The organism is Ferrimonas balearica DSM 9799 (genome assembly GCF_000148645.1).
Taxonomy (GTDB): Bacteria; Pseudomonadota; Gammaproteobacteria; order Enterobacterales; family Shewanellaceae; genus Ferrimonas; species Ferrimonas balearica.
The window spans coordinates 535308-555559 of sequence record NC_014541.1; the positions used below are offsets into that span (position 1 = coordinate 535308).

A 20252-nucleotide genomic window follows, 5' to 3' on the forward strand; every position below is an offset into this window, starting at 1 on the left:
TCCCGTCTCTAAGCTCTGACTTAGCGACCCCATAACGAAAGGCCCCGGAAAACTGCATTGCAGGGTTCCGGGGCCTTTTCTATGGGCGCTCGACAGCCCGGGCAGCTGCTAGAGCGTCAGGGATCGATCTGATCAAACGGCCGCTGTCGGTCTACCCAGGCAAAGAGTTGCTGCATATCCCCGGCCAGCCAGCGCTGGATATCTCCCTCCGTGTGGGGCGCTGCGCCTCTGTTGGCCAGTAAGCACCAGTGGGCGTTAAGCCGGTCGCGGTAGAGCGTTCGCCATTGCTGGAACTGGTGCGTTATCACCGGGTCCGGGGCGTGGTGGCTGCGGGCCAGCATGCCGAGGCAGGCGTGTAACCTCAGCCCCAGCCACAGCAGGGATTGCCAGTCACGGAGATCCCGGGCGCTGGTGTTGGGTTCAAGCTGCATGTAGCCAATCTCCTGGCTGAGCTGGCGCAGCGCCGCATGGGCCTGCCAGCGCAGCGGACTGTTCTGCTCTCCCTGCTCAATGGCCTGCAGCCATTGGCACTCCAACTCCCACCACTTGTCGACGTAGCTGTCGAGCCAACGCCGGGTCCAGCTGGGGATAAACAGGTGCATGGCCAGAAAGGCCAGCAGTGCGCCGGTCATGGTGTCCAGCGCCCGATAAAAGGCGATATAGGGGTCGCTGGGCAGCAGCAGGGTGATGGCAAACACCATCATCATGGTCAGCCAGAACACGTGAATCTCATAGCGGGTCTTGTAGTAGGTGGCAAAGGCCAGAAATACCGTGAGACCGGTGGCCCCATAGAGCCAGTCACCCTGTCCCAGAAACCAGATCATCGACAGCGCCAGCAGGCTGCCCAGCAGGGTGCCGTAAAAGCGGTTCCATATCCGCACCTGAAGCTGCCCCAATGGCGCGGCCATCAGCACAATGAAGGCGGTCAGGGTGACCCAGTACCCCTGCGGCAGTTTGAGCAGAATGACGATGCCTTCACAGCACATCAGGGTAAACAGGATGCGCAGGCCGTGGTGCCACTCCCGCGACTGTCGCCGTATCGCCTTACGCCACTGAACCCCTATGCTCTCGGCATCCGATGGCCAGACCTGGCTCAGACGGGCGCGCCAGCCCGGCGCCGGGGCGGGGCACTGTTGCGCCTGCCGGAGCCTGTCCTCAGCCTGCAGCAGCAACGGGTGGTGAATGTCTTCCGGCAGGGGCGGCACTGGCCTGTCTGTCGCCAGTGCGTCAGCGGCGCTGTGCAGGTAGTCCGCCAATGACGCCTGATTGCGGATCTGCAGGCGGATTCGGCTGATCACCTCCAGCGTCTCGATCATGGTCAGCAGGGTAAAGAGTCGGGCGGCCACGTGGGTCACCTGCGGTTTATCGGGCATCTCCAACAGCCAGTGAGACAGGACGGCAATGGATTCATCCAGCTGCTCCCGCAGTGCCAGTCGCTGTTTGACCTGGTCCGGCCCCGTCTGCGCCAGAATGGCACACCAGTCCGCCAGTTTCTGATGGCAGCGCCCCAGCAGCTGTTCGCCCTGATGTCGGCTGCGCCAGGGACCGGCAATGACGGCACTGAATACGGCGGTGACGGCGCCAAACAGGGAGGAGGCGAAAATCATTCTGGCCTCGACCCCGGAATCCAGCAGGTGCAGAGCGCAGATAAAGCAGAAACCCGCGTTATAGGTGATGAGCTGAATGTATTTGCGCTGGTTTGAGGTGAGGCCGTACAGCAGGCCTATCAGCGCCAGGATCCCACTGCCCAGCAACGGGTGCCACAGGCTCAGCAAGGCCAGTGCACTGGAGAGGCAGCAGATGGCCGCGGACAGGCTTAACAGGCTGGCCCGTTTCGGGTAAGCCAGATTGCGCCCCTGTACGCCGACCAGCCAGGCCACGATAAGGGCATTGACCCCGGCGGCTTGCTGGCCAAGCAGGGTGAAAATAAGTAAGCCGGCCATCATGGGCAGGCCGATGCGCAGTCCATCTGGCAGATCAGCGCGATCGGGCAACCATCCACAGAGGCGTGCCAAAGCGGGGGAGGGCATGGAGTCACAGGGAGATGAAGACAATCGGGGCGCCATTCTAGCGACCCGCATTGCAGCAAATGGTGATCTGTACGGCGAATTGAGGAGCGAACGTGACACAGCCTCAGCGGTTGCCGCGTTTTGGGTCGCCGGTCTTAACGGGGTGGAGATGGTGCTGGATGGGGCCGGATGTACGCCCCGATAGCGCGAGAGGCGGGGGCTGAGGGCCAGGTCGGTGCACTCACAATGCCAGCCATTGAGTCAGCTGGATTCTGAACCGACTTTGAATCGGTGAAATTGTGAGCCATGATTTTTTGAATCTTTTTTGTTCTACTGCTTCTAAGTCAATGAATGCACACCAATGTGCCGTGAGGAGTTGGCAAATGAGAAAAATGATCTGGCTGGCACTGGCCCTGTTTACTGGTTCTGCAATGGCGGAAGATGCGCCGAAGTGGCCCACCCAGGATGGTGATGTGACGGTGATTTGGCAGGAGCCGGACAACTACCGCGATGTGAAGACCGGTTCCGGGGTGCAATCCCGCTACCAGAACCACGTGTTTGCCACCTTGGGCAAACACATGCAGAAGAAGATTGAGCCGCTGCTGGCGGAGGGGGAAACCGCCACCTTTACCGTGACCGATCTGGACCTGGCTGGTGATGTGCGCCCCTCTTTCGGTGCCACTCCCAATGACATCCGTATCGTGAAGAGCGTGTACCCGCCGCGCATTGAGTTCAGTTACGAGGTGAAGGGCGCCGATGGCAGTGTGAAGGTGTCCGGTGAAGAGAAGCTGGCTGACCTCGGCTTTGATACCCGCAGCGTCACCCGTTATCGCAACGATGCCCTGCGCTATGAGATGCAGATGCTGGACGACTGGATCAGCCGCACTCTGGAGCCGCAGCTGAAGCCCTGATGCCACACCCACAAAAAAGCCGCTGAACAGCGGCTTTTTTCCGTTTTACCCCTTGGGTTGTTGGCGCAGCATTCGCTTTTAAGCTGCTGCCGCACTGTTACCCTTTGAGCTGCTGTCGCAGCTGGGCCAACGTGCTCAGTACCAGCTCCAGCTGTTGCACCATCTGCGGCAGGGCTTCGGCGTTGGGCTCAGCTTCAAACTGGCTGAGTCCTTCGGCCAGCTCCTGCACATAGGGCACAAAGCGGCTGGCCTGAGTGGTAAAACCGGCGTCGTCGCGGAAGATGGCGTTGAACTGGCCTTTGCCATCTTGCTGCAGGCTGTCGAGCAGGGCGTCGGCGTCGACGGATTGGCGGTAAGCCACCTGCAGGCTCTGACGATACTGTTCAATCACGGTGTCGAAAGACATGGTCTGTCCTGTAAGCTGAATCGGAAAATCGCCCCAGTATAACCAAATCCGAGCACCACCGGGGCGGTGGTGCTTGTCGGGAGACTCTATGCGCGCGTTACTGCTGTTACTGTTGCTGCCCTTTATCGTATGGGCGGCACCGGATGATCGGCCCCCGTTTTACCAGGTGGAGGCCAACGGTCGCACCGCCTGGCTGCTGGGCACCATTCACGTCGGTTCGCGGGATTTCTACCCGCTGCCCGCCCCGGTGGAATCGGCCTTTGAACAGGCTCAGGTGCTGGCACTGGAAGCAGACCCCAATGACCCTGAGGTGCCCGCTCTGCTGGCCCGCTACGGCCGCAGCGACACACCGCTGCCGGAGCCGTTGGCCAAGCAGGTGGCGCAGCGTTGTCAGCAACTGGGTTTTGCCTGTGATCTTGGCGTCAGCCCCTGGCTGCTGAGCGCCCAGCTGGCGATGCTGCAGATGGCCCAGGCCGGTTATCAGCCGGACCTCGGTGTCGACAGCATGCTGTTGTCGCGCAAGGGGCAGAAGCCGTTGTGGCAGCTGGAGAGCATGGGGCGGCAGATGGCGATCTTCACCGAGCTGAGCCAGTCGGCGCAGTGGGCGATGCTGGAGTCGACGCTTGAAGATGCCGACCCTACCGAGCTGGTGCAGGCCTGGCGGGGCGGCAATGCGGCCGAACTGGATGCGCTGATGCGCGATGGCCTGTCTGACTCCGATGAGCTGTGGCAGCGCCTGATGGTGGACCGCAACCACGATATGGCGAGCACCATCGGTGATTGGCTGGAGCGTCAGGACCGGGTGTTTATCGCCGTCGGGGCCGGGCACCTGGTGGGGCCGGATGGGATCCCGACGCTGCTGAAGCAGGCCGGGGTCACCGTGCGGGATTGCTGGCAGGAGGCCTGCCAGCCCTGATCATCGGGTCAGCTGCTGCTGCAGCCAGGCCTCCGCTTCGGCGGCCGCATCCGGGTGATAGCCGGGGGCGCGGGGATTGAGGAAACCGTGGGGGGCGTCGCTCAGCAACAGGGTCGAGTGCTGGGCCAGTCGCTCCTGATGCCCGGTGACGCCGTTGTCGCCGCGACACAGCAGCAACGCGGTGTCACAACGAGGGGTAATGGGTTGCTCCGGAATGGTGCTGCCGTAGACCAGCACCGCTTTGCGGATCTTGCTGGCCAGCGGACCGTCAAGCAGGGGCCACAGGGCATTGGCACCGGCGCTGCACGCCAGCAGGGTGAGTGGCTGCTGAGCCTGCTCCAGCACCGCTTCCAGCTTCTGCTGGTAGGTCGCTTTGCTGCAGCGATGGAGAAAATACTGGTAGGCCTGGGTCTCGTCTTCGAAGGCAAAGCGCTGGCCGCTGTAGGGGTCCAATACCTGCCAGTCCGGCGCAATGGCTTCGAGCCGCCGGAGAAAGGGATCGAGGGTGGCGTGCTGCCCCCAGATATCGGTGATAAGCCAGTGGGTGGACATGGGGCCTCCTTGCTGCCCGGACAACAGGGCGCCCATCCTACCCAAGCCGGAGGCGCTACACCAGTTTCAGGTCGATGGGGGTTTTGCTGGCCTCGCCGGCGATCTCCCGCACCAGTCTCGGCACCAGAAAGCCCGGCAGACGTTGCAGCTGCTCCGCCATCAGGGCGCGGGCACGATCCTCATCCACTTCGAAATGGGCAGCACCGGCCACACGGTCCAGCAGGTGCAGGTAGTAGGGCAGCACCCCGGCATCAAACAACCCCTCAGCCAGCGCCACCAGAGTGTCGGCGTGGTCATTCACCCCTTTGAGCAGCACCGCCTGGTTCAGCAACGTGACGCCCGCCGCCTTCAGTCGGGCCAGTCCTGCCACCAGTTCCGGCTGCAGCTCGTTGGGATGGTTGATGTGCAGCACCATCACCACCCGCCACGGTGCATCGGCCAACAGGCTCACCAGCTGATCGGTGATGCGACTGGGCAGCACCACCGGCAGGCGGGTGTGGATGCGCAGGCGCTTGAGGTGGGGCAGGTCACTGAACCGCGCCACCAGCTCGGCCAGATGGTCGTCCCGCGCCATCAGCGGGTCGCCGCCGGACAGCAGCAGCTCGTTGATGCGGGTGTCCGAGGCGATGTACTCGTGAGCCTGGGCCAGTTCTGCTGCGCCCACCTTGTGGTCGGCGTAGGGGAAGTGGCGGCGGAAACAGTAGCGGCAGTTCACCGCGCAGCCGGTACGTAACATCAGCAGCACCCGGCTCTGGTATTTGTGCAGCAGCCCCGGCATCGGTCCATCCTGCTCGCCAATGGGGTCCGGCCCAAATCCGTCGGCAACCAGAAACTCATCGCCCACCGGCAGCACCTGGCGCAGCAAGGGATCCTGGGCGTCACCGGGCCGCATGGCCGCCGCAAACGCCTTGGGCACCAGCATCGGGAACAGGCGACGGGCCTCCAGACCCTGGCCAAACTCGGCCGGATCCAACTGCAGATCGGTCAGCAGCTCAACGGGTGAGCGGTAGGCTTCGGCGAGCTCGCGCTGCCAGGCGCGGTCAACACCCTGCACAGAGTGGGAATTTCGGGTTATCATTGGGCGGTTAAACTTCAACAGAACTGCTGGAAGAGAGTAAAGATGGCTTCTTACGCAACAAACGAATTTCGTTCCGGGCTAAAGATAATGCTGGACGGTGAGCCGTGCAACATCATCGAGAACGAGTTCGTTAAGCCGGGCAAAGGCCAAGCCTTTAACCGTGTGAAAATCCGCAAACTGCTGACCGGCAAGGTACTGGAAAAAACCTTTAAATCCGGCGACACCGTTGAAGCGGCTGACGTGATGGACCACGAACTGGCTTACCTCTACAACGACGGTGAGTTCTGGCACTTTATGAACAACGACACCTTCGAGCAGATCGCCGCTGACGCGAAAGCCGTGGGCGACGCTGAGAAGTGGCTGGTGGAGCAGGACGTATGCACCATCACCGTGTGGGACGGTAACCCGATCACCGTGACCCCGCCGAACTTCGTTGAGCTGGAAGTGACCGAAACTGACCCGGGCCTGAAAGGCGACACCCAGGGCACCGGCGGCAAGCCCGCTACCCTGGTAACCGGCGCTGTGGTTCGCGTACCGCTGTTTATCGCCATCGGCGAAGTGGTGAAAGTGGACACCCGTACCGGCGAATACGTCGAGCGCGTACGCAGCAAGTAATTGCCGCCACGTACCGAGTAAGAAAATAGTGGGCCACGGCCCACTATTTTTGTTTGTGGCACCCGGGATCGGAAGCGGGTGTCGTTGCAGTGATTAGCACAAGGGGAGGGGCGATGAGCCAGTCCTGGCAACCTACCGCTACCATGGCGGTGCTGAAACAGCGGGCCCAGTTGATGGGCCGGATCCGTGACTTCTTTGCCGAGCGTGGCGTGTGGGAAGTGGAAACCCCTTGCCTGTCCCAGGCAGCGGTCACCGACGTGCATCTGCACAACTTTGATACCCGCTTTGTTGGCCCCGGTGCCGCCGAAGGCATCCCGCTCTACCTGATGACCTCGCCGGAATACCACATGAAGCGCCTGCTGTGCGCGGGCAGTGGCTCCATCTTCCAGCTGTGCCGCAGCTTCCGTAATGAAGAGGCCGGGCGTTTTCACAATCCCGAGTTCACCATGCTGGAGTGGTATCGGGTTGGGTTTGATCACCATGCCCTGATGGATGAGATGGCGGACCTGCTGCAAGCGGTGCTGGGCTGCGGTGCGCCGCAGCGGATGACCTACGCCCAGGCCTTTGAGCAGGCTCTGGGGGTGAACCCTCTGGAAGCGTCGCTGGCGCAGCTGAAAGCCCTGTGTGAACAGCACGGCATGGGCGACCTGGCCGAAGCGGAACAGGATGCCGATACCCTGCTGCAACTGCTGTTTGCCACACAAGTGGAGTCCCGCATCGGCCAAACGGTGCCGGCGATGGTGTATCACTTCCCGGCTTCACAGGCGGCACTGGCCCGCATCGATGAACAGGACCCCCGTGTTGCACGGCGCTTTGAGGTCTATTTCAAAGGGGTGGAGCTGGCAAACGGCTTCCACGAACTGGCGGACGCGGATGAACAGCGGGCCCGTTTTGTTGCGGACAATGCGCAGCGTGCGGCCCACGGCTTACCGCAACGTCCGATCGATGAGCACCTGATTGCCGCGCTGGCAGCGGGACTGCCGGATTGTGCCGGAGTGGCGCTGGGGATCGATCGACTGGTGATGCTGGCGCTGGACGCCAAAGCGATAAAAGATGTGATCCCCTTCCCAGTTTTTAACGCCTAAGTTACTATTACCCGGCCCCGGATGGGCAAGGGACTCAGTTGGTTAGGAGTGATGGTGGTTCGGATACCCCGTGCATCAGCGATGATAATGGCGTTCTGGCTGCTGGCGATTGCGCTGGTGGCCCCTGCCCATGAGCTGAGTCACGTCCACGACGACATCACCTTTTCCGAACACTGCGACTTCTTTGCCCACCAGGCCCAGCTGCAGCAGCTTTTCAGCCACCAGCTGGCGCCGCTTGACCCGGTTACCCCATTCCGTTGGCAGGCGGACACTCTGCCCCTTTCCCCCTGGCTGTCGCTACAGGTTGCCTACACCGCCCGCGCACCACCACTTAATTCTCGAGTTTGACCTGTTTCCAACCGGCACCGGACTGTCGGTGCCAACACTCGAAAATTAAGGATCACCCAATGAAAAACCGGATTTCCCTTGCTGTCGGCGTGGCGCTGGCTGGCGCGCCTTTTCTGTCTCTGGCTGCCCCGGAAGGCACCCTGACCAATCCCAACCTGTCCCTGGTACTGGACGGCTACTATCAGGATGGTGAGCGCGCCTTGGGCGAACGCGAGGAGGGTTTTAACCTGGGCCACACCGAGCTGGCCATCTCCGCCGCCATCGACGACAAGTTCTACGGCAAACTGACCACCGTGCTGGAAACCCACGACGGTGAAACCGAGATTGGCCTGGAAGAGGCCTTTATCCAGACTCTGGCCATGCCCGGTGGCCTATCGGTTCGCGCCGGTCGCTTCCTGTCCGACATCGGTTACCTGAACAACCAGCACCTGCACACCGACGCCTTTGTTGAGCGCCCGGCGGCCTACCGTGCTTTCCTCGGTGGTCACTACTTTGATGATGGTGTGCGCATCAACTGGGTAGCCCCGACCGACTTCTACTGGGAGTTTGGCGGTGAGGCCTTCAGTGGTGATCCGCTGCAGGCGGAGGAGCTGGAGAGCGTCGAAACCGTTGGCGTTTACCACCTCTACACCAAACTGGGTGGCGACATTGGCCAGTCCCACAGCTGGCAGGCCAGCCTGTCCTGGCTGCGCAATGAGAATGGCCAGTCGCACGCCGGTGAGCATGACCATGATCTTGAAGTGGCAGAGCTGGCCGACGATCACGACCACGAGCATGGCCACGGCGCCGCGTTTACCGGCCGCGACCTGTTCAATGTCTCCGCTGTGTACAAGTGGGCGCCGGGCGGCAACTACAAGTACAACCACTTCACCCTGAGCGGCGAATACTTCTACCTCGATGCGCCCTTTGAACATGAAGAGGGCCACGACGAAGAGGAAGCCGGTCCGGACTATTACGACGGCTGGTACCTGTCCGGCGTTTATCAGTTCAGCCCGAGCTGGTCCGCCGGTGTGCGGTATGGCGAGATGAGTGCGGCCATGCTCGAGATCCACGATGATCACGGCCACTTCCATGATGCCCGCATCAAGGAAACCGAAGCGATGGTGGCCTGGCACCCGAGCCACTTCTCTGCGGTTCGCCTGCAGTACACCCATCAGGATCTGACCGAGTTCGGTGATTTCGACGATCAGGTGATTACCCTCCAGTACGTGATGACACTGGGAGCGCATGGTGCACATCAATTCTGATATCAATCGTGGCCTGAGCCGGCAGCTGCCCTGGCTGCTGCTGGCGGCTCTGGTGATGCTGTGGGCGCCCCGCAGCTGGGCCCTGTCGGTGTTTGCCTGTGAGCCGGAGTACGCGTCGCTGGCGCGTGAACTGGCGCCCGAGGCCGACATCTTCAGTGCCACCACTGCCCTGCAGGACCCGCACCAGGTGCAGGCTCGTCCGAGCCTGATCGCCAAGATGCGGCGTGCTGATCTGGCGGTGTGCGCCGGGGCGGAACTGGAAGTGGGCTGGCTGCCGATGTTGCAGATGAAGGCCAACAATCCCCGCATCCGCAACGGTCAGCCCGGTATGTTCTATGCCGCTGATCAGGTGGAAACGCTGGATAAGATGGACAATGTCGACCGCACCATGGGGGATGTGCATGCGCAGGGTAACCCGCATATGCAGTTCTCCCCGGAGCGCGTTACCGCCATTGCCACCGCCCTGGCGAAACGCATGGCTGAACTGGACCCGGACAACGGCACCCGCTATCAGGCCAACCTGGCGGACTTCCTCGGTCGTTGGCAGGCCGCCGTGCCGCAATGGCAGGCCAAGGCTCAGCCTCTGGAAGGGCACAAGGTGATCGCCTACCACACCAGCTTCCGCTACCTGTTTGACTGGGTGGGCATCAGCCAGGTGGGCGACCTTGAGCCCAAGCCGGGCCTGCCGCCGACCACGTCACACCTGGCGACGCTGCTGAAACGGGCTGAGCAGGGGGACGTGATGGCGGTGGTCTACACCGGCTATCAGGACAGTCGCGGTGCCCAGTGGCTGGCCCAGCGGGCGGATCTGCCCCTGGTCGAGCTGCCGTTTGGCCCGGGTGTGGATGGCATCGCTGATCTGTTTGATCTCTACGATCACGCCATCGATGCCCTCGTGGCGGCCCAGCGGGAGCCGCGCTGATGGACACCACGCTGCTGAGCATTCTGTTGCCCGCCATGGCGGCGGGCCTGTTGGTACTGGCGAGCCACGTGGTGATGGGCCGACAGGTGCTGGCTCGTGGCATCATCTTTATCGATCTGGCCCTGGCGCAGATTGCGGCACTGGGCGCGGTACTGGCCCACACCCAGCACGACCTGGCTCATCTGCCGGGGATGGAGTGGTTGCTGCCTGCGCTGTTTGCTCTGGCGGGTGCCGCGTTGATCGCGGTGCTGGAGCGTCACTACAAGAGTGAACTGGAGGCGCTGATTGGCTGCCTCTACGTCCTCTCGGCGGTGGCGGCGATGCTGATGCTGGCGCAGGACCCTCATGGCGGGGAGCTGCTCAAGCAGCTGCTGTCCGGCCAGATCCTGTGGACCGACTGGGATGCCCTGGTGCTGCCCGCTCTGGTAACGGCCGTGGTGCTGGCGCTGTTGGTCTGGCGTCCGGCGATGCTCCGGGGGCGGGCGTTCTATCCGCTGTTTGCTGTGGTGATCACCTTCTCGGTGCAGCTGGTGGGGGTTTACCTGGTGTTTTCCAGCCTGATCCTGCCGGCCCTGGCGGTCAATCGCCTGCGGGGACAGAGTGCGCTGTGGTGGGGATACGCCACCGGCATCGTCGGCTACGGTGCGGGACTCTGGTTGTCGGCGGGGTGGGACCTGCCCTCCGGCGCGACCATTGTCTGTACCCTTGCGGTCACCGCCGTCGTCGTCCGGATCTTTACCGGCCGCCACTGAACGGACAGCAACAACAAGGGGCGCTTTGGGCGCCCCTTTTTTGTGGCGCCTCATCACCACGTGAGGACGCTTTGCCTCTTGGTCGCGTGGGCTTTGAGCTCAGGTTGTTAACCTGGACTCAGCCCTCTTCGTCGATGGTCTGGGTTTGCAGGTAGTTCTGAATGCCCACCTTGTCGATCAGCTCCAGTTGGGTCTCCAGCCAGTCGACGTGCTCCTCTTCATCTTCGAGAATATCCTGCATCAGGTCGCGGCTGACAAAATCCCGTACCGATTCGCAGTAGGCGATCCCTTCACGCAGGTCCGGAATGGCGTCCATCTCCAGCGCCAGGTCGCACTCCAGCATCTCTTTGGTGTGCTCACCGATCCGCAGCTTGCCCAGAGATTGCAGATTGGGCAGGCCCTCCAGAAACAGAATGCGTTCGATCAGGTGGTCCGCGTGATTCATCTCATCGATGGACTCGTGGTACTCCTTATCGGCGATCCGCTTCAGGCCCCAGTCTTTGTACATGCGGGCGTGCAGGAAGTACTGGTTGATGGCGATAAGCTCGTTACCCAGCACCTTATTGAGGTGGGCGATCACCTTGGGGTCGGCTTTCATGGGATGGTCCTTGGCTGTGACGGTCTGCCAAGCTTAGATAAGGGCGCGCAGCGTCGCCACGCGCCAGCGGGGAAAAGGCGCGAGAGGGAGGGCCCGAAAGGGGGTGTCAGGCCACTTCGTAGTAGTTTGGTGTGACGTCGAGCTGTTGCTGCATCACCTCCAGAGTCGTTTTGATGCACTTACCGCATTGGGTGCCAACGTTCAGCGCTTTCTGCAGGGACTTCAGATCCACGGCACCATTATCCACCGCTTGTTTCACCTGCTTGTCGGTTACGCCGTAGCACACACACACGTACATCGTTGCCTCTGTCGAATCCTGTTCAAGTTGTAGAGAGAGTAAATGCAAACGATTCGCATGTCTAATTGCAAATTAGACCTGTTCTGGCCGATTGGCCCCTTTGCCGTTATAAAAAACTGTGAGCCGGATCGACCGGATTTTGAACAGAGGAGCGCAAAGTGCAGCAGGAACAATTGGATATGGCGATTCGCCGGTTTCTCAAAGAGGTGGGCATCACCAGTCACCGTGCGTTGGCTGAAGCGGTGGGCAAGGCGGAGCAGGAGGGGCGGCTCAGCGCCGACACCCCGGTGGCCCTGACCATGACCCTCGAGGTGCCGGAGCTGGGATTAACCCACCAGATAGAGGGAACGCTGGACCTTAATACCCCCGAGTGAAACACACCCGGTTCTGCAGCGCCTCACCGCGGCGATAGCGGGCGAGGTTATCGAGAAACTGGCCCGCCACCTGCTCAGCGAAGCTGGTGGCGGCGATGTGGGGCGTCAGGGTGACACGCGGGTGGTGCCACAGTGGTGAGTCCGGGGCCAGCGGCTCCTGCTCAAACACGTCCAGTACGGCGTGGGCCAGCGCATCGGTATCGAGCTGATGCCGTAATGCGTCGAGGCAGAGGGTATGGCCCCGGCCAACGTTAAACAGCACCGCGTGCGCTGGCAGGTGTGGCAGGGTGTGTTCGTTCAGCAGGTGGTAGCTGGCTGGGGTGTTGGGCAGCACCGATACCAGTACATCGGCCTGACTCAGTGCCAGTGGCAACTGGTCGACGGCATACACCCGATCAAACTCGACGGAGGCGTTGCCGCTGCGGTTAACCCCGACCACCGTCATGCCAAAAGCGCGACCCACCCGGGCGATATGTTGGCTGATGTCACCGGTACCCAGCAGCACCAGGGTCTGCCCCTCCAGCGAGCCATAACCGTGCGGTTGCCACAGCCCTTGCCGCTGCTGCTCGGCATAGCGGGGCAGTTCCCGCAGCCGCGACAGCAAGTGGGCAAAAACGTACTGCGCCATCAGCGGGCCGAACAGGCCACGGATGTTGGTGAGCTGGTAGTCCCGGGGCAGCTCCGGCGCCATCAGGGCATCGACCCCGGCGTAGGTGCTGGCCAGCCAGTCCGGGCGGTGTCCCTGCTGCAGCAGCGCGGCGGCACGGGCCGGTTCAGCCAGCCAGATGCGGGCGGCATCCGGGTCATCGGTAAACTGGCAGGTGCCCAACCGCTGTTGGTAGAGGGGGTTGTCGCTGGTCAGCAGCAGAATTTTTTCCATGGTATCCAATATCCTGACGTTCCTGTCGCTGTAAGATACGAACTGAATCTGACAAGGAAAAGTATCGGTATGGATTGGCTGTCCGACTTGGCCGCCGCAATGGGCGGCACCCTCTATCCCTATCTTGGCTCCATCGCCACCGCCATGGTGGCGTGCACCCTGGTGGTGCTGCACGGTGATATCCAGAGCTTTATTCGCGCCCGGATCCGCACCTGGCCCTTTCTGTTTCGTACCCTGCTTTATGTTGGCCTGATCGCCTTCGGCTATGGCCTGTTGATTGCCGCGCTGGCCCCGTGGCTGGCGCAGCAGCTGGCGGGGTTAACCGCTCAGTGGTTGTTGGCTGTGGTGACCCTGACCTTCCTGTTTATCGGCGTCTGGGCCGAACGTCACCGCCAGATCTGATTCAGCGCCAGCACTGACCGGGGGCGCGGGTGGTGCCCCCCAGTCGGGCTCGCGAGTGGTCGGGCAGGTTACTGAAGATGCCGTCAACGCCCATCCTGGCCAGAGCCGCAATGTCCTCGGGCTGATCCACGGTGTAGACGTACACCTTCAGGCCCCGCTGGTGGGCATCGTCCACCAGCGCCTGATCGACAAAATCCACATCCACATTGATGGAGTGCGCGTTGAGAGCGCTGCCGAAAGCGGCGTAATCCAGTGGCAGGCTGGCGGTCAGAGCGCCGATGGCCAGATCGGGCCGGGCCGCCTTCAGCTGTGCCAGCAGCGGGTGGTGGAAGGAGGAGATCAGGAACTGCTCCGGGCGGTAGCCCAGCTCCTGCTCCGCTCGTGCCAGCGTGGTCAGCAGTGGCGCCAGGGTATCATGCCCCTTCAGCTCCAGATTGAAATCGCAGCGTCCCGCCACCCGTTCCAACACCTGCCATAGGGTTGGCACCCGCTCGCCCTGACCCGCATCGAGCTGCGCCAGAGAAGCCAGGGTCTGGGCACTGAGGGGGCCTTTGCCGGAGGTGGTTTTATGCAGGTAGCGGTCGTGCAGCACCACCAGGGTGCCTTCGACACACTGCAGGTCCAGCTCGATGGCATCGGCACCCAGCGCCAGTGCCTGGTCCATGGCGGCCAGGGTGTTTTCTGGGGCGTGCCCGGAGGCGCCGCGGTGCGCGATGATCAGCATGACTCTCTCCCGTTAGCGGATAAGGCCGCTCTCTTTGACGTCGCCGGACTTGATGTGCAGGTCCATCTGCGGGTAGGCCAGCACCACGCCCGCTTCGCGGAACTTGGCGATGATGCGCATGTGCAGATCGTGGCGCAGCGGCCAGCGTTTGCCCATCTCGTCGGCGTAAGCCCGCAGTTCGAAGTCCTGAGTGTGGGAACCGAAGCCACCAAAGTAGATCTCCGGCTCTGGTTGCTCCAGCGACAGCGGACACTCTTTGACGGCCTGGTGCAGCAAGGCTTCCACCAGCGCGGGGTCGGAGTCCCGCGCCACAGAGATGGTCATGCAGACCCGGGTGATGGGGTCGGACAACGACCAGTTGACCAACTGCTCGGTAATAAACGCCTTATTGGGGACGATGATCTCTTTGCGATCCCAATCCACGATGGTGGTGGCGCGGATCTGGATCTTGGAGACGGTGCCGGTCAGATCGCGGATCGTGACGGTGTCGCCGATCCGGATCGGCTTCTCAAACAGGATGATGATGCCGGAGATGAAGTTGGCAAAGATCTCCTGCAGGCCAAAAGCCAGGCCGAAGGTGAGTGCGGCGATCAACCACTGCAGTTTGTTCCAGGCCAGCCCCAGCAAGGAGAAGGTGACGAACACCCCGACCGTGTAGATCACGTACTTGCTGACCGAGGTGATGGCAAAGCCGGTGCCGGGACTCAGCTCCAGCCGCTGCAGCAGCACCAGCTCCAGCAGACCGGGCAGGTTGCGGGCGATCATGGCGGTAAACACCGCCACCATGGCAGCGGTGGCAAACGACATCAGGGTGATCGGCACGGTCTGCTCAACGCCATCCACCATCTGGGTGCTGGACCACAGGGTGATGCCCTCAAGGAAGCTGAACATGGCGGAGTGGGTTTGGCTCCACAGTGCGATCAGCGACAGGAAGAAGGCCAGCACCATCAGACTGCGCATCAGGCTGAGGGACTGGGTGGAGATGGTGTCGAGATCAATTTGCGGCTCGTCACCGCCCTCCAGCTGACCTTCGGCACTGGAGGCGGGGATCCCCTCTGCTTTTTCACGTTCACGCTGGGCCAGGGCTTCGGCGCGCTTGGCCTTGGCCCGCTCAAACTGGAGTCGACGGCGCTCAATCAGGGTCCAGCGCTTGACCATCAGGTAAGCCAGCAGGAACAGCAGGGCCAGCAGTACGGTGAGCTGGGCCTGGCTCAGCACCTGCTGCGCGCTGTAGTAGTAACCGCGCGCCGCCAGGACGACGGCCACCAGCGGCACCACGATCAGGGCCAGCCAGATCAGTTTCTCCAGCAGACGACGACGGCTGTCGTGGCCACGGCTGTGATGGTGGTGGTACTGGCTGGCAAAGCCGGACAGGCGGCGATAGAAGTACGCCAGCACCAGGCAGAGCACCAGGAAAGCGCCACGACCGAGGCTGGCTTTGATCATCTCCAGATCGAGCGCTTCGGTCATCACCACCAGGATGATCAGTGGCGTTGCCACCCACAGGGATTTGCGCAGGAACCGCAGGACGTGGTTCACCAGCGGCGGGTAGCGACGGAAGTGGGCGATCATCAGGCCGTCAGGGCGGCTCAGCTGATGGATGCTCCAGTACAGTTGGATCGGCACCGCGGCGAACAGCAGCGCCTTACCCAGAGCCTGAGCAAACAGGTGGCCTTCACTGATGTAGAGCAGCGCGCCGGCAGCCCACAGCGGCAGCGGGGCCAGCAGGCTGAAGGCGACGGACGTCAGCAGGGCGGCGACACTGGCGCTGAAACGGTCGAGGGTAACGTTACCGATGTAGCGTGCCTGTCGGCCCTGAATGCGGGCATAGGGGCCTTTGAGCAGATCCGACAACACCACCACGATGGTGACCAGTACCAGCCACAGCGACCACGCGGTGCTGTTCTGCTGATAGGCGGCTTTGAGCTCGGCAATGCGCTGGGCGTCGGTGAGCCAGCTCAGGCTCAGGGCCAGCTCGCCGCTCCAGTTGCGATCCAGCGGCCGGTTGTTGGGCAGCCAGAACAGGTGCTCGTTGATCAGGCGACGGAAGCGGTCGGACTGCAGCTGCAACTGCTCCTGCTGGATCTTGAGGCGGGTGAGGTCCAGCACCAGCTGTTCATGGGCGCCGATCAGCTGGTCCAGCAACTCCAATTGCCGCTGCAGCAGTTCCTTGGAGGGATCTTTGCTGTCGGTGGCGCGGAGGCGGCGTTGCAGCGGTTCACGTTGCTGTTCGTAATCGTAACGGGCCAGTCGGGACTGGCTCAGCTGGCGGCTAGTGTCGGTGGTGATCGGCTGCTTCTTGAGCACCTTCAGCTGGCGGATCAGCGCTTCACCAAAGGCCGCGCTGGCGCCACCCCACTGCAGTTGCTCCTGGGTTTCGCTCAGGTGTGTGCTGAGCTGCTTGTCGGCCAGCTCCGCTTCGACAATCTGGTTGCCCAGCTGCTCCAGTCGACCATTAATGCGAGCCAACGCGCGGGCCAGTTCGGCGTTCTCCTCGCTGATCTGACTCAGGGAGGGGTCGCCACTGGCGCGGGGCAGGGTGGTGGTGATGGCTGAACGGCTCTGGGCCCGACGCTCCGCGGTGATGGCGTCGTTGAGGTTGGCCAGACGCTGCTCCTGCGCCACCTGCTGGTTGTGCACCAGGCGTTCGCGCAGCTGAATCAGCTGCAGCTGCAGCGGCAGCGCTTTCTGTTCGGTGCGGACGGTTTCCAGCAGCTGGGTGAAGTAGCCGGTGCGGGCTTGTCGAAGCGCCTCGCTGCCGCTGGCGTTGAGGCGCAGCTGGGCGGTGGCCTGCTGCTCCAGTTGCGGCAGGGTGGCGATGCGATCACGCATCTCGGTGCGCATATCGGACAGGGCACGGGCGCTGGCCTTAAGCTCCTGCAATTCGAGATGCACCAGAGACAGCTGTTGTGCCAGCCCCTGGCCCTCATCCACTTCGGTGGGCAGAGTGCGGTTTAACTGGCTTTGCAGTTCCGCCTGGCGAACCGGGAATTCGGTCAGCAGGCTTTGATACTGGGCCTGCTCTTTGGCCAGCTGCTGTTGCTGGGCTTGCCATTGCTCGGCGGTGGTCTGGGTGTTTTCCTGCGCGCCGAAAGGACTCAGCCGGCGTTCCAGTGAGAAAGGGGAGTTGGCTTGGACGCTGAAGGCGACCAGCAGGGCGAGCAGGGGCAGAAAAAGACGCCGCATGATGTTCCGCGTTTTGGCAAGGGAGTGACAGTTACGAGCAGCGTCAGTGTAGCGAAGAAAGTTTAAGGTGCCTATGGCGTTAGCGTCGATGTGCCCGCGCAGTCTCATAAAGTGCTGCCGCCAGAATCAATCCGCCGCCCATCAGGGTCTTGAGGTCGGGCCACTCGGACAGCAACAGGGCAGCCAGAACCGTGGCGTAAAGCGGTTGCATGCAGGAAACCAGGCTGACGGTTTTGGCGCTGAGGCTGCGCAAAGATTGTGACAGCATGGCGTGAGGCAGGGCGGTAAAGCCGATCCCCAGCAGCAGCAGAAGCCCCCAGTCGGTGGTGGCCATGGCCCCCTCCGGCACTGAGATAAAGGGCAGCAGCATCAGTGCGGCCACTGAGGTTTGGTAGGCCATGGTCTGGGCCCCACTGTAGTGGGCGAAGTAACGGCGCTGCAGCAGGTTGCGGGCGGTAAACAGGGCGGCGGACAAGATGCCCAGCAGCACCCCTTGGGTCACGTCACTGTCGAGGCTGGGGGTGGGGACCAGTAAGGCCACACCGAGCAGCACAATCAGTGCGCTGGCCAGATCGGCCAGGGCCGGACGTTGGCGCGCCAACAGGGGCTCCGCCAGAACCGTCATCACCGGGTAGGTGAAGAAGGCGATCATGCCGATGGCGACGGTGGAGAACTGCATGGCGGCAAAGTAGGTGGCCCAGTGCAGGCCGATCAGCATGCCCAGTCCAATCACGATGCCGTAATCGCGGGGACGCAGCAGGCGGGCGCGCTGGCCGGTCAGGCCAAGCAGGGTAAACAGGGCGAGGCCAGCCAGTACCGAACGCAAGGCGGTGATTTCGGTGGCGGGCAGGGGGATCAGTTTGGAGAACAGCGCGGTGCCGCTGAACAGCAGCACCGCGAGATGTAACTGCAGGGTTGGGGTCACAACCACATCCTTGTGTGATGGGCCTCAGTCGTCCTGAACCTTGGCCATAGCACGACCCAATCGGGTCACTTTGCCGGGCTCGAAGTCGTCATCGAACTCGTCCACCATGCCGCGGCCAAAACAGGCCACCACGGTGCTGCCCAGTTTAAAGCGGCCCATCTCCTCACCTTTGGCCAGGTGGATGGCGTGTTCGCCCTCGGCCGGATAGTCCCAGTCAAACACCTGGCTGCCGGTGGGCGGAGTGACGGTACCGGCCCAGACGGTTTCGATGCTGGCGACAATGGTGGCGCCCACCAGAACCATGGCCATGGGGCCGTGCTCGGTGTCGAAGATGGTCACGACGCGTTCGTTGCGGGCGAACAGGCCTGGCACATTCTGGGTGGTCAGCGGGTTCACGGAGAACAGGTCGCCGGGTACGTAGATCATGCGGCGCAGAGTGCCTGCCACCGGCATGTGGATGCGGTGGTAGTCCTGCGGCGACAGGTAGATGGTGGCGAAGTGCCCTTCTTTGAAGGGTTCGGCGTCTTTGTCGAAGCCACCCAGCAGCTCCTTCAGGCCAAAGTCATGGCCCTTGGCCTGGAACAGGCGCTCGTCGCGGATCGGACCGCACTGGCTGACGCAACCGTCCACCGGCTGCAGCAGCAGGTCGTCACCCTCAGCCAGCGGACGCAGGCCAGGTTTCAGCGGACGGGTAAAGAATTCATTGAAGGTGCGATAGGACTTGGGATCCTCCTGCACAGCCTCTTCCATCTTGATGTCGTACTGACGGATAAACCACTTGATGAAAGCGGTGGTCAGCGGCCCGGCTTCCGAGGCGGCAAATTTGCCGACCAGTCGGGACAGGCCGTGCTTGGGCATCACGTATTGCAGGTTAACTTTCAGTTTGTCCAAAGACACTGGGGCACCTTGAGGTTCTACTTGTTGGTTAACGGGTTGCCGAAGTGGCGGTTGGGTTTGTCCGTATTCATGGTTTCCAGAATACGGTGGTAGTTGTCAAATCGCTGAGTGCTGATTTGACCAGCTTCGACCGCCGCACGCAGCGCGCAGCCCGGATCGTCGCCGTGTTTGCAGTCCCGGAACTTACAGGTGCCCAGCACCTCGCGGAACTCTTTAAAGCCCCAGGTGACACGCTCTGGCGCCAGGTGCCAGAGGGCAAACTCGCGCACCCCGGGGGAGTCGATCAGGTCACCGCCGTCGGTAAAGTGCAGCAAGCGGGCGGTGGTGGTGGTGTGTTGGCCGAGACCGGAGTTGCTGGAGACATCTCCGGTCAGCAACTCGGCGTCCGGCAGCAGCTGGTTGATCATGGACGATTTGCCCACGCCGGACTGACCCACAAAGATGCTGATTTTATCTTTCAGGCAGTCGGCCAGTTCCGCCATCCCTTCCCCCGTCTGGCTGCTCACCAGATAGATGGGGTAGCCGATGTCGCGGTAGGGTTCGAGGATCTCTTCGACAAGGGCAAAGCCTTCGTCATCGAGCAGGTCGACCTTATTCAGTACCAGCACCGGCGGAATGCCGGTGTCTTCCGCTGCCACCAAGTAGCGGTCGATGATCTGGGAGGAGAGTTCCGGTACGACCGCGGAGACCACCAGGATCTGGTCGATGTTGGCGGCCACCACTTTCAGACCATCATAGTAGTCAGGGCGCGCCAGTTGACTACGACGGGGATGCACGGCCTCAATGACGCCGGCGATACCGGCGAGCTGCTCGGCACCTTTGCGCCAGGCTACGGCGTCACCGACCACCAGGCTGTTGATGGTGCGACGCAGGTTGCAACGAAAGATCTCGCCCTGGTCATCTTCCACATCGGCATGCTGGCCGAAACGGCTGATCACCCGGCCCGTCAATTGCGGCCCAAGGCTGTCGTTGTCCCACTGCGGCTCGTCGCCACCTTTAAGGCGGCGGCTCTGGTTAGCCCGTACTCGTCTTAGCTGGCCTTTGGTCAGCTTTTTCTTGCCTTTGCTCACGTCGCTCCTGGCGAAATCGGTGTCATCACCCAAATTAGGCCGTATGATACTCGATTC

General features: G+C 62.1%; 22 protein-coding genes. 10 read left to right on the forward strand and 12 right to left on the reverse strand.

Going from position 1 to position 20252, the window contains the following annotated elements:
- Nucleotides 1-116: 116 nt before the first annotated feature.
- Complete coding sequence (locus FBAL_RS02520) at nt 117-1994, reverse strand: FUSC family protein (protein WP_041251150.1); 1878 nt, start codon at nt 1992-1994, stop codon at nt 117-119.
- 398 nt (nt 1995-2392) lie between these two features.
- Here FBAL_RS02520 and FBAL_RS02525 point away from each other — a divergent pair, with 398 nt between their 5' ends.
- On the forward strand, nt 2393-2920 hold the full coding sequence (locus FBAL_RS02525) for a DUF3016 domain-containing protein (RefSeq protein WP_013344007.1): 528 nt from the start codon (nt 2393-2395) through the stop codon (nt 2918-2920).
- A gap of 97 nt (nt 2921-3017) precedes the next feature.
- Here FBAL_RS02525 and FBAL_RS02530 read toward each other — a convergent pair whose 3' ends face one another.
- Complete coding sequence (locus tag FBAL_RS02530) at nt 3018-3326, reverse strand: hypothetical protein (protein ID WP_013344008.1); 309 nt, start codon at nt 3324-3326, stop codon at nt 3018-3020.
- Between the two features lie 88 nt (nt 3327-3414).
- Here FBAL_RS02530 and FBAL_RS02535 point away from each other — a divergent pair, with 88 nt between their 5' ends.
- A complete protein-coding gene (locus FBAL_RS02535) occupies nt 3415-4242 on the forward strand; it encodes a TraB/GumN family protein (RefSeq protein WP_013344009.1) in 828 nt (275 codons plus the stop codon).
- Here the strand turns inward: FBAL_RS02535 and FBAL_RS02540 are convergent, their stop codons facing one another.
- Nucleotides 4243-4794 carry a dienelactone hydrolase family protein gene (locus FBAL_RS02540; protein ID WP_013344010.1) on the reverse strand — a complete coding sequence of 184 codons (552 nt, stop codon included), beginning with the start codon at nt 4792-4794 and terminating at the stop codon, nt 4243-4245.
- 55 nt (nt 4795-4849) lie between these two features.
- Nucleotides 4850-5872: an EF-P beta-lysylation protein EpmB gene (gene epmB / locus FBAL_RS02545; protein WP_013344011.1), complete on the reverse strand. Its 1023-nt coding sequence runs from the start codon at nt 5870-5872 to the stop codon at nt 4850-4852.
- Between the two features lie 42 nt (nt 5873-5914).
- Here epmB and efp point away from each other — a divergent pair, with 42 nt between their 5' ends.
- The 6 genes from efp to FBAL_RS02575 all read left to right on the forward strand — a co-directional run bounded on the left by efp (nt 5915) and on the right by FBAL_RS02575 (nt 10841).
- Nucleotides 5915-6487, forward strand: coding sequence for an elongation factor P (gene efp, locus FBAL_RS02550; protein ID WP_013344012.1), 573 nt, complete (start codon nt 5915-5917; stop codon nt 6485-6487).
- 113 nt (nt 6488-6600) lie between these two features.
- The gene (gene epmA, locus FBAL_RS02555; protein ID WP_013344013.1) at nt 6601-7572 is read left to right on the forward strand and encodes an elongation factor P--(R)-beta-lysine ligase; all 972 of its coding nucleotides are present in this window, start codon (nt 6601-6603) and stop codon (nt 7570-7572) included.
- Between the two features lie 87 nt (nt 7573-7659).
- Nucleotides 7660-7920 carry a hypothetical protein gene (locus FBAL_RS02560; protein ID WP_148226696.1) on the forward strand — a complete coding sequence of 87 codons (261 nt, stop codon included), beginning with the start codon at nt 7660-7662 and terminating at the stop codon, nt 7918-7920.
- A 59-nt stretch (nt 7921-7979) separates the two neighbouring features.
- Nucleotides 7980-9167 (forward strand): hypothetical protein, encoded by a 1188-nt coding sequence (locus FBAL_RS02565; RefSeq protein WP_013344015.1) that lies wholly within the window; start codon nt 7980-7982, stop codon nt 9165-9167.
- 55 nt (nt 9168-9222) lie between these two features.
- Complete coding sequence (locus FBAL_RS02570; RefSeq protein WP_049779624.1) at nt 9223-10089, forward strand: metal ABC transporter solute-binding protein, Zn/Mn family; 867 nt, start codon at nt 9223-9225, stop codon at nt 10087-10089.
- Nucleotides 10086-10841: a metal ABC transporter permease gene (locus FBAL_RS02575; protein WP_041251152.1), complete on the forward strand. Its 756-nt coding sequence runs from the start codon at nt 10086-10088 to the stop codon at nt 10839-10841. The genes FBAL_RS02570 and FBAL_RS02575 overlap by 4 nt, the downstream gene beginning before the upstream one ends.
- 118 nt (nt 10842-10959) lie before the next feature.
- On the opposite strand, the gene bfr is transcribed toward FBAL_RS02575, so the two are convergent.
- Both bfr and FBAL_RS02585 read right to left on the reverse strand, forming a co-directional pair.
- Nucleotides 10960-11439 carry a bacterioferritin gene (gene bfr / locus FBAL_RS02580; protein ID WP_013344018.1) on the reverse strand — a complete coding sequence of 160 codons (480 nt, stop codon included), beginning with the start codon at nt 11437-11439 and terminating at the stop codon, nt 10960-10962.
- 106 nt (nt 11440-11545) lie between these two features.
- Entirely contained in the window at nt 11546-11737 is a 192-nt protein-coding gene (locus FBAL_RS02585; RefSeq protein ID WP_013344019.1) for a bacterioferritin-associated ferredoxin, read from the reverse strand.
- 158 nt (nt 11738-11895) lie between these two features.
- Between FBAL_RS02585 and FBAL_RS02590 the strand changes: the two genes are divergently transcribed.
- Nucleotides 11896-12111 (forward strand): DUF6494 family protein, encoded by a 216-nt coding sequence (locus FBAL_RS02590; protein ID WP_013344020.1) that lies wholly within the window; start codon nt 11896-11898, stop codon nt 12109-12111.
- Here FBAL_RS02590 and FBAL_RS02595 read toward each other — a convergent pair.
- A complete protein-coding gene (locus FBAL_RS02595) occupies nt 12095-12991 on the reverse strand; it encodes a D-2-hydroxyacid dehydrogenase (RefSeq protein WP_013344021.1) in 897 nt (298 codons plus the stop codon). The genes FBAL_RS02590 and FBAL_RS02595 overlap by 17 nt on opposite strands.
- Nucleotides 12992-13060: 69 nt before the next feature.
- Between FBAL_RS02595 and FBAL_RS02600 the strand changes: the two genes are divergently transcribed.
- Nucleotides 13061-13393: a DUF3392 domain-containing protein gene (locus FBAL_RS02600; protein WP_013344022.1), complete on the forward strand. Its 333-nt coding sequence runs from the start codon at nt 13061-13063 to the stop codon at nt 13391-13393.
- A 1-nt stretch (nt 13394) separates the two neighbouring features.
- Here FBAL_RS02600 and FBAL_RS02605 read toward each other — a convergent pair whose 3' ends face one another.
- From FBAL_RS02605 to rsgA, 5 genes are all read right to left on the reverse strand, one after another.
- The gene (locus tag FBAL_RS02605; RefSeq protein ID WP_013344023.1) at nt 13395-14117 is read right to left on the reverse strand and encodes a glycerophosphodiester phosphodiesterase; all 723 of its coding nucleotides are present in this window, start codon (nt 14115-14117) and stop codon (nt 13395-13397) included.
- 12 nt (nt 14118-14129) lie between these two features.
- On the reverse strand, nt 14130-17303 hold the full coding sequence (locus FBAL_RS02610; protein ID WP_013344024.1) for a mechanosensitive ion channel domain-containing protein: 3174 nt from the start codon (nt 17301-17303) through the stop codon (nt 14130-14132).
- 79 nt (nt 17304-17382) lie between these two features.
- On the reverse strand, nt 17383-18228 hold the full coding sequence (locus tag FBAL_RS02615; protein ID WP_013344025.1) for a DMT family transporter: 846 nt from the start codon (nt 18226-18228) through the stop codon (nt 17383-17385).
- Nucleotides 18229-18252: 24 nt separating this feature from the next.
- Nucleotides 18253-19119 (reverse strand): archaetidylserine decarboxylase, encoded by an 867-nt coding sequence (gene asd / locus FBAL_RS02620; RefSeq protein ID WP_041251153.1) that lies wholly within the window; start codon nt 19117-19119, stop codon nt 18253-18255.
- 23 nt (nt 19120-19142) lie between these two features.
- Nucleotides 19143-20195, reverse strand: coding sequence for a small ribosomal subunit biogenesis GTPase RsgA (rsgA, locus tag FBAL_RS02625; RefSeq protein ID WP_013344027.1), 1053 nt, complete (start codon nt 20193-20195; stop codon nt 19143-19145).
- Nucleotides 20196-20252: the final 57 nt, after the last annotated feature.